Source organism: Clostridia bacterium, assembly GCA_019683875.1.
GTDB lineage: Bacteria > Bacillota > Sulfobacillia > RBS10-35 > Bu92 > Bu92.
Window position 1 is genome coordinate 1 of sequence record JADGHN010000053.1, and the last position, 12,041, is coordinate 12,041.

The window sequence follows — 12,041 nt, forward strand, 5'->3', positions numbered from 1 at the left end:
TCGCCGGCGCACCTCTCCGAGCGCTACCCGCGCCTCGCCGAGGTCCCGTTCGAGTCCGAGCGCCGGCGCATGTCCGTCGTGGTGCGGGGCGAGGAGGGGCCGGTCGTCTTCGTCAAGGGCGCGCCCGACGACGTGCTGGACCTGTGCACGCACGTCCGCGTCGGCGACCGCGTGCTCCCCATGGACGCGCGGCTGCGGCATGAACTGCGGGCCGTACAGGAGGAGATGGCCGGCCAGGCGATGCGCGTGCTGGGCCTGGCCATGCGGACGCCGAGCGCCGGGCGCGGGAACGGGGGCCCGGCCACGCGGGCGGCGACCGGCGGGCGCGAAGGCGGTCGCGCGAACGGGGAAGAGACGGGCGCCGAGCCGCGCGGCGACGTCCGCGCGGACGAGGTGGAGCGCGACCTCACCTTCCTCGGCCTGGTCGGCATGATCGACCCGCCCCGCGCCGAGGTGCGCGACGCGATCGCGGACTGCCACCGCGCGGGGCTGCGCGCCGTGATGATCACCGGCGACCATGCGCGCACGGCGGAGGCGATCGCGCGGGAGCTCGATATGCTGCCGCCCGGCGGCCGCGTCCTGACGGGCGCCGAGCTCGACGCGATGGACGACGAGCAGCTGGCGGCGGCCGTGGGCGACACGTACGTCTTCGCGCGCGTGTCGCCCGCGCACAAGTTGCGCATCGTGCGGGCCTTCCAGGGGCGCGGCGAGGTCGTCGCGATGACGGGCGACGGCGTGAACGACGCGCCGGCCGTCAAGGAGGCCGACATCGGCGTGGCCATGGGCCGGAGCGGCACCGACGTGACCAAAGAGGCGTCCGACATGATCCTCACGGACGACAACTTCGCCACGATCGTGGCCGCCATCCGCGAGGGGCGCGCGATCTACGACAACATCCGCAAGTTCATCCGCTACCTGCTCTCCTGCAACACCGGCGAGATCCTCCTCATGGTCCTGGCGACGCTTCTCGGCACGCCGCTGCCGCTGCTGCCGATCCAGATGCTGCTCGTCAACCTCGTGACGGACGGCTTGCCCGCCCTGGCGCTGGGAGTCGACCCGCCCGACCGCGACGTCATGCGGCGCCCGCCGCGGGATCCGCGGGAGGGCGTCTTCGCGCGCGGGCTGGCGCGGCTCATCGCCGTGCGCGGCGTCATCATCGGCGGGGCGAGCCTGTACGTCTTCCTGCTGGCGCTGTCCGTCACCGGCAGCGTCGACCTGGCCCGGACCATGGCGATGGCGACGCTGTGCGTGTCGCAGCTGTTCCACTCTTTCGACGCGCGCTCGGAGTACAAGAGCCTTTGGCAGGTCGGCCTGTTCACGAACCCGGCGCTGATCGTGGCCGCGCTCGTCTCCTTCGCGACGCTGTGCGCGGTGATCTACCTGCCGGTCCTGCGGCCGGCCTTTCACAGCGTGCCGCTGGGGTGGGGCGAGTGGGTGATCGTGGTGGGCACGTCGCTCGTGGGGGCGCTCCTTGCCGGCTGCTACAACCTCGCGCGCGCGCTCTGGCACCGGAGGGCCGTCGTCCTGCGCCAGCGCGGCTGAGCCGCGCGATGGACAACGCCCGATGTACAATGGGACCATGCCGACGATTCGCCTGCCGTCCGGCAACGTCCATTACGTGACCGGCGCCGTCGACCCCGCGGCCGAGCGCGGAGGTCGGCCGGTGCTGCTCGCGCTCCACGGGGCGGGCGGCTCGCACCGCGCGTTCGGGCACCTCGCGTACGCCGTGGGGCAGGCGTGGCCGGTCGTCGTGCCCGACCTTCCCGGCCACGGCCGCTCCGACCCGCTTCCGGTCGAGGTGACGATCCCCGCGCTCGCCGGATGGGTGGAGTCGTTCTGGCGCGCCCTGTGCGCGGCGTGGGGGCGGCGGCCGCCGCTGGTCCTGCTGGGGCACTCGATGGGCGGCGCGATCGCCATCGAATACGGCCTCACCCGGCAAGGCGGCGAAGCGTCGCCGGCCGGGCTGGTGCTCGTCGCCACGGGCGGCCGCCTTCGCGTGCGGCCGGACTTCCTGGCGGCGCTGGCCGAGGGGCGGTACCCTCCCGAGCTCCTGGCGGCCGTCGCTGGCATGGCTTCCCCCGCGACCGGGGAGGCCGCGGGCGCGGCGCCCCTGCCGGATGCGCATCCGGAAGGCGCACCGCCGGAGGGCGCACCGCCGGAGGGCGCGCGGTCGGACGATGCGCGCGCCGCCGGCTTCGCTGCGCGCGTGGCCGCGCGGCCGGGCGGCGCCGGCGTGGATGCCCCGCCGGAGGTGGCCTACCAGGACCTCAGGGCGTGCGACGCCTTCGACCGGCTGGCGGACTTGCCGGAATTGCGCGTGCCCACGCTGGTCATCCAGGGCGACCGCGACCAGATGACGCCGCTCAAGTACGGACAGCGCTTGGCGGAGGCCATTCCCGGGGCGCGGTTGGTCGTCGTGCCGGATGCGGGCCACCTCGTGCACGCCCAGCGCCCGGGACCGGTGAACCGGGCGGTGCGGTCGTTCCTTGAGGAACTGGCGGCCGGCGCAGGGTAACGGAGAGAGGAGCCCGCATGGAACTCCCCTTCATCAAGATGGAAGGCGCTGGCAACGACTACGTGTACGTCGACGGCGTGGGCCGGCCCCTGCCCGACCTCGACTGGCCCCAAGTGTCCCGCCGCGTCTCCGACCGCCACTTCGGCGTGGGCAGCGACGGCCTGATCCTCATCGCGCGCGGCGATCGCGCGCCGTTCCGCATGATCATGTTCAACGCGGACGGCAGCCGCGGGGAGATGTGCGGCAACGGCATGCGCTGCCTGGCGTGGTACGTTCGCGCGGCGGGCTATGCGGACGACGCCGCGTTCGAGGTGGAGACGGACGGCGGCCCGGTCCGCGTGAACGTGCTCGAATGCGAGCCGCACCGCGGCCGCGTGCGCGTCGACATGGGCCCGCCGCGCCTGGAGCCGGACCGCATCCCCACCACGCTGCCGGGCACGCCGGTGTGCGGGGCGTCGCTGCAGGTCGGAGGGCGCACGGTGCGGGTCACCGCCGTGTCGATGGGCAACCCGCACTGCGTCGTGTTTCTCGACGAGAACGATTTCGGCGCCTCCCTGGACGCGCTCCCGTTGGAGTCCATCGGCCCCGCGTTCGAGCGTCACCCGGCCTTTCCGCAGGGTGTGAACACGGAGTTCGTCGAGGTGGAGGGGCAGGACCGGCTGCGGATGCGCGTGTGGGAACGCGGCTCCGGGGAAACCTGGGCGTGCGGCACCGGCGCGTGCGCGTCGCTCGTGGCGGCGGCGCTGACGGGGCGCGCCGGCCGTCGCGCGCGCGTGGCCGTGCGCGGCGGCGAGCTTGAAGTCGAGTGGGCCGCGGACGACCGCGTGTTTCTCACCGGGCCCGCCGTCGAGGTGTTCCGCGGCACGTTTTTCCTGTAGGAGGCGACGCCTTGGCGACCTTCGCACGAGCCGAACGTCTGGAGAGGATTCCGCCGTACCTGTTCGCCGAGCTCGACCGGCGCATCGCCGAAAAGCGAGCGGCCGGGGTCGACGTGATCAGCCTGGGCGTGGGCGACCCGGACATGCCCACCCCCGCGCATGTCGTGGAGCGGCTCGCCCGGGAGGCGGCGCGGCCGGAATGGCACCGGTACCCGTCGTACGTGGGGGCGCCGGAGTTCCGTCGCGCGGCCGCGCGCTGGCTGCAGCGCAACTATGGCGTGGAGGTGGACCCGGACCGCGAGGTCGTGGCGCTCATCGGTTCGAAGGAGGGGCTCGCCCACCTCTGCTGGGCGCTGATCAACCCGGGCGACGTCGCCCTGGTGCCGGATCCGGGCTACCCGGTGTACCGCACGCAGACCATCTTCGCGGGCGGCGAGGTGTTCGACCTCCCGCTGCGCGCCGAGCGCGGCTTCCTCGCCGACCTTTCCGAGGTGCCGCCGGAGGTCGCAGCGCGGGCCAAGCTGCTCTTCCTCAACTACCCGAACAATCCCACGGCGGCAACGGCCAGCGCGGACTACTTCGCGGAGGTCGTCGCGTTCGCGCGGCGACATGGCATCGCGTTCGCGCACGACGCTGCGTACGTCGACCTGACCCTCGAGGAAGAGCGGGCGCCCATCGCGCTCGCGGCGCCCGGGGCGAAGGACGTCACCATCGAGTTCTTCTCCCTCTCCAAACCCTTCAACATGACCGGCTGGCGGCTCGGTTTCGCCGCCGGCAACGCGGACCTCGTCAAGGCGCTGGCGACGGTCAAGGAGAACACCGACAGCGGCCAGTTCACGGCCATCCAGATGGCGGGCGTGGAGGCGCTGGAGCACACGCCGGAAGAGTTCCTGCAAGAGATGCGCGCCGTGTACCGGCGGCGCCTGGAAAAGGCCGTGGCGGCGCTGCGCGAGGCCGGTTTCGACGCGCGCATGCCCAGGGCCACGTTCTACCTCTGGGTGCCGGTGCCGCGCGGGTACACGTCGGAGCAGGTGGCGGAGCGCATGCTTGAAGAGGCGGGCGTCGTCGTCAGCCCGGGGCAGGCGTACGGCCGGCACGGCGCCGGCTACATCCGCCTCTCGCTGACGCTGCCCGACGAGCGGCTGGACGAAGCGCTGGCGCGCATACGCCGGCTGAAGTTCTGACGGGGGTGGGGAGCACGGACGCGCTGGACGCGGCCATCCGCGAGGCGCTGGACGACGCGCTCGGGGGGAGCCTCGTGGCCGCAGCGCTGTGGGGGAGCCGCGCCCGCGGGCGCGCGCGCGACGACTCCGACGTGAACGTCGTCGCCGTGGCCGCGCCGCTGCCCGACAGCGCGGACGACCGCCGTGCGCTCGTGCGCGCCGCCCGCCGATCGTTCCTTTGGAAGGCCGGCCTGCGGCTGTCGCTGACGCTGCTGACGCCGGAGGAGTTGCGGCGCCTCGCGGTCGAGTCGGATCCGCTCATCCTCGGCCTGGCCCAGGGGCACCGCGTGGTCGCGGGCGAGGCGTCCGTCTTCGGCGAGGCGCTCAGGGCCGTCGAAGGATCCTACCATTACGACGAGGAGCTCGGGGCATGGATCTGGCGCGCGCCTTCCTAGCCACCGCCCGGGACGACCTGCGCGCCGCGGAGGCGTTGTTCGAGGAGGGGCTGTGGGCCGCCTCCTGCTTCTTCAGCCAGCAGGCGGCGGAAAAGGCGGCCAAGGCATGGCTGTACGGGACCGGCGTCGCGCCGCCGCGCACGCATTACGTCAGCGCGGTGCTCTCGCGCGTGCTGCGCGGCCGCCGGGCGGGTGAGGGCGAACGGGAGCTCGTCGAACTCCTGGACGATCTTGAGGAGTACGTCACCGACGCTCGCTACCCCGACCGCGACGGTCTGGGCGGGTACGTGTCGCCGTACCAGCGCCTGGGGCGCCGGCGCGCCGAGGAAGCGATGGCCCTGGCAGGACAGGCCGTGCGCTTCGCGGAAAGGAATCTGGACGCGAGGTGACCATGGTTGAAGCAGTACCTCGACCTCTGCCGGCACATCCTCGACCACGGCGTGGAGACGCGCGACCGCACCGGCGTCGGCACCCTGAGCATCTTCGGCTACCAGATGCGGTTCGATCTCGCCGAGGGCTTTCCGCTCCTCACGACCAAGAAGATATTTGTGAAAGGCGTCATCCACGAGCTTCTCTGGTTCATCCGCGGCGACACGAACATCAAGTACCTGAACGAGCACGGCGTGCACATCTGGGACGCGTGGGCGGATGAGCACGGCGACCTCGGCCCGATCTACGGGAAGCAGTGGCGCCGCTGGGAGGCGGCGGACGGCCCCATCGACCAGCTGCGGAACGTCGTGGAGGAGATCCGTCGCGATCCGCACTCGCGCCGGCTGATCGTGACGGCCTGGAATCCGGCCGAGGTCCGCAAGATGGCCCTGCCGCCGTGCCACACCCTGTTCCAGTTCTACGTGCGGAACGGCAAGCTGAGCTGCCAGCTATACCAGAGGAGCGGCGACGTCTTCCTCGGCGTGCCGTTCAACATCGCCAGCTACGCGCTGCTCACGATGATGGTGGCCCAGGTGACGGGCCACGAGCCGGGCGAGTTCATCCACACCCTGGGCGACGCGCACATCTACCTGAACCACGTGGAGCAGGTGAAGCTGCAACTCACGCGGGAGCCGCGCCCGCTGCCCAGGATGCGGCTCAACCCCGACGTCCGCGACCTGTTCGACTTCCGGTACGAGGACTTCGAGCTCGTCGGCTACGACCCGCATCCTCCGATCCGCGGCGAGGTGGCGGTTTGATCGCGATCGTCGTGGCCACGGACCTGCGCGGCGTGATCGGCGCGGGCGGGCGCCTGCCGTGGCACCTGCCGGCGGATCTCCGCCGGTTCAGGACGCTGACGACGGGTCACGTCGTCGTCATGGGCCGGAAGACATTCGAGTCGATCGGGCGGCCGCTGCCCGACCGCACGAACGTCGTCCTGACGCGGAATCCCGGCTACCGCGCCCCGGGGTGCATCGTCATCACCGACCCGGCGCAGATCGCCCGCTTCGCGGCGGAGGACGACGTGTTCGTCATCGGCGGCAGGGAGATCTTCGACCTCTACCTGCCCGTGACCGACCGCATCTACCTGACGACCGTGCACGGCGAGTTCGAGGGGGACACGCACTTCCCGCTCGACGCCCTCTCCGCGTTCGTCTTGAAGCATGAGGAGCGCCACAGCAGGGACGAACGCAACGCATATGATTTCACGTTTGCCGTATACGAGCGCCCGCGGAACCCGGTGAATCGCGGCGCGGCAGGTGTCGAAGCAGGGAGTTGACCGACGTGACGCCGATCGATCCCGCGCAAGTCACGGCGCGGCTGAAGGAATTTGCTGGGCAACCGGTCTACGTCCACCTCGAAACGACGACCGGCGCGTACACGAAGGGGGCGTTCGGCGCCTTCGTGCGCAACGCCGTGATCCGTTTCGCGGAGGGCAGGGTCGCGGGCCACGGCCCCTTTCGCGTGGGATTGCGCCTGGAGGAAGGCTGGCTGTATGCCGAGGGCCTGACGCACTGGGAGGTCGACGCGGAGGGACGGCTGCTGCTGGCTGGCCACGACGACCAGGGCCGGCTGACCGTCGCGCTGGAGCTCAGCCGGGCGCCGTTTCCGCTTTGAGGCTGGAGGAGATGGACGTGGAAGGTCCGCTTTTGGTTGTGCTGGCCCACCCGGATGACGAGTCGTTCGCCTGTGGCGGCACCATGGCGCTGCATGCGGCGCGCGGCGTGCCGGTGACGTACGTGTGCGCCACGCGGGGCGAAATGGGCCGCAACATGGGGAATCCGCCCATCGCCACGAGGGAGTCCCTGCGCGAGATCCGGGAGCGTGAGCTGGAAGCCGCCTGCGCCGCGTTGGGCGTGCGCGACATCCGTTTCCTGGGCGTCTGGGACAAGACGGTGGAGTTCGTCGACCGCGAGTGGCTGGCGGGGCGGGTTCACGAGGTGCTGGTGGAGCTGGCGCCGGCGCGCGTGATCACGTTCCACCCCCGTTGGGGCGGGCATCCGGATCACAATGCCATCGGAGACGCGACCGTTCGCGCCGTGCAGCGGCTGGCGCCCGAGCGGCGGCCGCGCGTGTGGTGCCCGATCGTTCCGGTGGCGGAGGGCGATCCTGGCCTGCCGGTCGAGACGGTCGACATCCGTTCGGTCAGCGAGATCAAGCTGGCGGCGCTGCGCGCGCATCGCTCGCAGACCGCGAACTGGGAAGAGCGCTGGTCGAAGGATCCGGAGATGCGCGAACGCTTTGAGAAGATGAAGTCGGAAGAACGGTTCTGGGTTTATCCCGTCTAGGCACCCCTGGATCACGTTTCCGCCCCGAACGGCGCCTCGCCGCCTTGACCAGACCCGAACACGTGTTCTATACTTCGATCACCGAACACATGTTCGATCGGGGGGGGTCGCTCATGGGACGGCCAGCGGAAGAGGCGCCGAAAGAACGCGTCGGGTACTTCGCGCTCGTCGGCTTTTTCGCGCAGGTGGAGCGGGCCGAGCAGGGCGGGGAGCTCCCTGTGGTCATCGTCAAGGACGGCCACGTCTTCGACCGCGACGCCTCCGCGAAAGAGGCCGGCGTGCGCATGGGTCAGGCGGAAGCCGAGGCCCGCCAGGTCTGTCCTCGTGCCCGCTTCATCCCGTACGTCGCCACCCGTTTTCGCGCCGCGTCGGACCAGGTCATGGCGGCCGCGTACGCCCTTTCGCCCGTGCTGGAGCCGGACGGCGAAGCGGCGGCATGGTTTGAGCTTGGTCGGAACCAGAGCCCGGAAGAGGTCGTGAACGCTTTGGCCAGGGTCCTGGTGCCGCGGTGGGGGAGCCGCCTGCTCGCGGGCTTCGGCCCCAACCCGTGGACGGCGCAGCTGGCCGCGCTCCGCCTGGCGTCGCCCTCCAACCCGTTCCCCGTCGTGCCGGCCGCGTCGGCCGCGCAGTGGCTCGCGCCGCTGCCCGTCGCGGTGCTGGATCGCGTCCTTCCGGGAATCTCGCCGAGGTTGCAGGCGCTCGGCCTGCACACCCTGGGACAGGTGGCGGCCGTGCCGTCGTCGGAGTTGCGGCGAGCGGTCGGGGAGAGGGCGCTCGCCGCTCAGGGGTACAGCCGCGGGGAGGATGGCCGCAAGGTCCGGCCCCTTTGGCCGCGGGCCGCGGTCATGCAGGCGGTCGCCTTCGCGGAGCCCCTGTCGAACCTGGAAGCCGTTTCCCATACGTTGGACCGCCTGGCCGCGTCCCTCGCCCGCGGGTTGCGGGAAAAGGGGCAGGCCGGTCGGGAAATCGGCCTGGAAGTCCACACGGAAGACGGGCGGATCCGCCGCGCGGAGCGCCGGTTCGCCCGCCCGCGGGCCGACGCGGCGATCGCCCAGGCGCTGCACTTCCTCTGGGCGGGGGAGCTGTGGCCGGAACTGGCGCGCGGCTCGCGGGGCGCGCTGCGGATTGTCCGGCTGGCGGCGTTCGTGTCTGACCTTTGTGAGCGCCCGTGGGAACAGGTCGGGTTGTGGACGGAGCCGGCCGCAGGGGAGCACGCCCTGCGGGAGAGACCGGCGCCCCCGAGCCGCCGCAAGCTTCCGCAGGTGGTGCAGGAACTCAGGGCGCGTTTCCCCTCCGCCAACGTGGGCTTCGGCGTGCCGGAGTCCGTCGACTGGCGCGAGGAACGGCTGGCGTTCTGGGACCCGCTGCGTTGGACGCCCGAGTCGCGCGGCGCGAACGGGTCTTCTCGTTGAAGCCGGTCGCTCGCGGTCGGCGGGCCGCGGAGAGGTCAGCGTTCCAGCGATGAAGCGCGTGCGCCGGGACGTCCAGGTGCGTCTCTCCCCCGAGGGCATCCCGCTGGCCTACCGCGACCGCGGCCGATGGCACGTGATCGAGGCGGTCGTCGACTGCTGGTTCGAGGTTCTCCCCTGGTGGCCGGGCCGGGAGGCGGCGGCGGAAGGCAGCCTGGCCGGAACGCTTGAGGTCGCGATGTACCGGGTCCTGCTGGCGGGCGGCGGCATGGTGGAACTGGAGCGCCGTCCCGCGCGGGGGAGCGAGGCGCGCTGGCGGTTGTACAGGATCTACGACTGACGCGGCGCTGAAGAAGGCGCACGCGGCGCATCGTGAACACTCCGTCCGGCGCGCGGGAAGACTAGAACCGCAAATCCGCGGCCGCTGGCCGCGAAGGAGGTCTTCCCGATGTTTCCACGTCGCCGCGGGCAGCCGGATAAGACTCAGCGCAACCGCGCCGGATTGGACTTCACGCAGGCGGACGCTGACGAGCAAACGCCGGCGGCATACGGCCAAACCGACTTCGTCAACGTGGAGAACATGCGCCATGAGTTGTTCTCCCAGGAGTTTCCGGAGGGGCCGTACGGAGCCCCCCTGGACGTGTACGGAGCCCACGGAGGGCAAGCCGTCCCCACGGAAAGCCGAAGCGCGAAGGCGACGGGCGCCGAGGGGGAAGGCGAAGGCGAGTCTCTTACGGAGGGCGGTCAAGACGGCGCCCAGGACGGTGAGAACCCGGACGAGGATCCGTTCGACCCGCGGATGCTCTTCTTCTTCGACGGCGCCTGAACGTCCATGGACAAAGCGCGGCGGTCATTCGTCCACCTGCACTGCCATTCGCCGTACTCGTTTCTTGACGGCGCCAGTCGCATCCGGGCGCTCGTGCAGCGCGCGGCGGAACTCGGCCAGCCCGCGCTGGCGCTCACGGACCGGGACAACCTGTGCGGCGCCGTCGAGTTCGTGGAAGAGGCGGAGAGGGCGGGCATCCGCCCCATCCTGGGCGCGGAGGTCACGCTCGCCCCACTGGCGGACGATCCGCCCCGCCAGGCGGGCGGGGACCGAGGCCATCCGCTCGTTCTCCTGGCGGCGGGGCCGAACGGCTACCGGCAGCTGAGCCGGCTGATCACGCGCGCGCACCTCGAACATCCGCGGGGACAGCCGCTGGCGAGCCTTTCCGCCCTGGAAGAGGCCGCCGCCGGAAGCCGCGGGGAACTTCTGGCGCTCACCGGCGGACGCGCGTCGGAGATCCCCGCCCGCCTGCTCGCCGGGGACCGGGACGGGGCCCGGGCAGCGCTGGACCGCCTGATCGCCGTCATGGGCCGGCCGCAGGTGGGGGTGGAGCTCGTCAACCCGTACTTCCCCGGCGGGCGCGGGCTGATGCGGATGCTGGCAGAACTCGCGGAAACGGCCGGCGTGTCGCTCGTCGCCGCCAACGACGTCCGCTACGCCGACCGTTCCGCCTACATGGTCCATGACCTCCTCTGCTGCGTACGGGCGGGGGTGGACGTGTCCACGCCGCACCCGTGGCGGCCGCTCAACGCGGAACAGGATCTGAAGAGCGCGGACGAGATGGCCGCCTGTTTCGCGGCCTACCCGGAGGCCGTGGCCGAGGCCGGCCGCTGGGCCGAGCGCTGCGGCACGGCTCTGGAACTGCGCGTCGACCGCCACCCGGAATTCCCGCTGCCGGAAGGAGCGGACGCGAACGAGTACCTGCGCCGCCTCGTCTATGAAGGGGCGCGGCGGCGTTACGGCCGGCTCGGTCCAGCGGAGCGGGAACGGCTGGAGCACGAGCTGGACATCATCGCGAAGCTGGGGTTCGCCGGGTACTTTCTCCTGGTGTGGGACGTGGCCCGCTTTGCCGCGCGCAAGGGCATCCGCTTCGCCGGTCGCGGGTCGGCGGCGGACTCGGCCGTGGCGTACTGCCTGGGCATCACCAACGTGGACGCGATCCGGCGAGGCCTGCTCTTCGAGCGCTTTCTCAGCGTCGAGCGGGCGGAGAAGCCGGACATCGACATCGACTTCGACGCCCGCCGCCGGGACGAGGTCACGGAGTACGTCTACCGGCGCTACGGCCGCCGCCATGTGGCCAACGTGGCGGCATTCTCGACCTTTCGCGGACGATCGGCGCTGCGCGACCTCGGCAAGGCCCTGCGCCTGCCCGAGGACGAGATCGACCGTTTCGCCAAGCGCGTGCCGTATTCCGTTGCGGCCGACGGGCTCGCGGCCGCGCTGGAGCAGTTCCCGGAGCTTCGGGAGAGCGGCCTGGACTGGCGCAAGTTCGAGCTCCTGCTGAAGGCGGCGGCCGCGTTGGCGGGGTTTCCGCGGCACCTCAGCACGCATGTCGGCGGCGTGGTGATCACGCGGGAGCCGGTGGAGGAGATCGTGCCGCTGCAGATGGCGGCCAAGGGCGTGACGATCGTCCAGGCGGACAGGGACGGCGTCGAAGCGCTGGGTCTCGTCAAGCTCGACCTGCTGTCGCTGCGCACCTTCTCGGCCGTCGAGCAGGCCGTCCGGACGATCTCCCGGCAGGACGCCGGCTTCGACTACGACCGGATCCCCGCCGGCGACCGCGCCACCTATGAGATGCTGAACGAAGGCCGCACCATCGGCGTGTTCCAGCTGGAGAGCCCGGCGCAGCGGGCGCTCCAGTCCCGCCTGGGCGCGGACCGCTTCGAGGATATCGTGGCGAGCGTCGCGATCATCCGGCCGGGGCCGATCAAGGGCAACATGGTCGAACCGTACATCCGCCGCCGCAAGGGGGAGGAGCCGGTCCGCTACCTGCACCCCTCGCTGGAGCCGATTCTCGAAAAGACCTACGGCGTCGTGCTCTTCCAGGAGCAGGTGATCGACATCGCGCACGCGGTGGC

14 protein-coding genes are annotated in these 12,041 nt (G+C 71.5%); all 14 read left to right on the forward strand.

What is annotated here, in order from left to right; all coding sequences use genetic code 11:
• A partial coding sequence (locus IRZ18_05640; GenBank protein MBX5476588.1) for a cation-translocating P-type ATPase occupies nucleotides 1–1,542 on the forward strand: 1,542 nt, incomplete at its 5' end.
• A gap of 37 nt (nucleotides 1,543–1,579) precedes the next feature.
• On the forward strand, nucleotides 1,580–2,515 hold the full coding sequence (locus IRZ18_05645; GenBank protein MBX5476589.1) for an alpha/beta hydrolase: 936 nt from the start codon (nucleotides 1,580–1,582) through the stop codon (nucleotides 2,513–2,515).
• Nucleotides 2,516–2,532: 17 nt separating this feature from the next.
• Nucleotides 2,533–3,393 carry a diaminopimelate epimerase gene (locus IRZ18_05650; GenBank protein MBX5476590.1) on the forward strand — a complete coding sequence of 287 codons (861 nt, stop codon included), beginning with the start codon at nucleotides 2,533–2,535 and terminating at the stop codon, nucleotides 3,391–3,393.
• 11 nt (nucleotides 3,394–3,404) lie between these two features.
• A complete protein-coding gene (locus tag IRZ18_05655; protein MBX5476591.1) occupies nucleotides 3,405–4,577 on the forward strand; it encodes an LL-diaminopimelate aminotransferase in 1,173 nt (390 codons plus the stop codon).
• 5 nt (nucleotides 4,578–4,582) lie between these two features.
• Complete coding sequence (locus IRZ18_05660; protein ID MBX5476592.1) at nucleotides 4,583–5,011, forward strand: hypothetical protein; 429 nt, start codon at nucleotides 4,583–4,585, stop codon at nucleotides 5,009–5,011.
• A complete protein-coding gene (locus tag IRZ18_05665) occupies nucleotides 4,987–5,400 on the forward strand; it encodes a HEPN domain-containing protein (protein ID MBX5476593.1) in 414 nt (137 codons plus the stop codon). The genes IRZ18_05660 and IRZ18_05665 overlap by 25 nt, the downstream gene beginning before the upstream one ends.
• A gap of 6 nt (nucleotides 5,401–5,406) precedes the next feature.
• The gene (locus IRZ18_05670; protein ID MBX5476594.1) at nucleotides 5,407–6,198 is read left to right on the forward strand and encodes a thymidylate synthase; all 792 of its coding nucleotides are present in this window, start codon (nucleotides 5,407–5,409) and stop codon (nucleotides 6,196–6,198) included.
• On the forward strand, nucleotides 6,195–6,719 hold the full coding sequence (locus tag IRZ18_05675) for a dihydrofolate reductase (GenBank protein MBX5476595.1): 525 nt from the start codon (nucleotides 6,195–6,197) through the stop codon (nucleotides 6,717–6,719). The genes IRZ18_05670 and IRZ18_05675 overlap by 4 nt, the downstream gene beginning before the upstream one ends.
• Before the next feature lie 5 nt (nucleotides 6,720–6,724).
• Nucleotides 6,725–7,057: a YojF family protein gene (locus tag IRZ18_05680; GenBank protein ID MBX5476596.1), complete on the forward strand. Its 333-nt coding sequence runs from the start codon at nucleotides 6,725–6,727 to the stop codon at nucleotides 7,055–7,057.
• Between the two features lie 17 nt (nucleotides 7,058–7,074).
• Nucleotides 7,075–7,728: a bacillithiol biosynthesis deacetylase BshB2 gene (gene bshB2 / locus IRZ18_05685; protein ID MBX5476597.1), complete on the forward strand. Its 654-nt coding sequence runs from the start codon at nucleotides 7,075–7,077 to the stop codon at nucleotides 7,726–7,728.
• A 113-nt stretch (nucleotides 7,729–7,841) separates the two neighbouring features.
• Entirely contained in the window at nucleotides 7,842–9,140 is a 1,299-nt protein-coding gene (locus tag IRZ18_05690; protein MBX5476598.1) for a hypothetical protein, read from the forward strand.
• A gap of 49 nt (nucleotides 9,141–9,189) precedes the next feature.
• On the forward strand, nucleotides 9,190–9,477 hold the full coding sequence (locus tag IRZ18_05695; GenBank protein MBX5476599.1) for a hypothetical protein: 288 nt from the start codon (nucleotides 9,190–9,192) through the stop codon (nucleotides 9,475–9,477).
• A 108-nt stretch (nucleotides 9,478–9,585) separates the two neighbouring features.
• The gene (locus IRZ18_05700; protein ID MBX5476600.1) at nucleotides 9,586–9,963 is read left to right on the forward strand and encodes a hypothetical protein; all 378 of its coding nucleotides are present in this window, start codon (nucleotides 9,586–9,588) and stop codon (nucleotides 9,961–9,963) included.
• A gap of 6 nt (nucleotides 9,964–9,969) precedes the next feature.
• A partial coding sequence (locus tag IRZ18_05705) for a DNA polymerase III subunit alpha (GenBank protein ID MBX5476601.1) occupies nucleotides 9,970–12,041 on the forward strand: 2,072 nt, incomplete at its 3' end.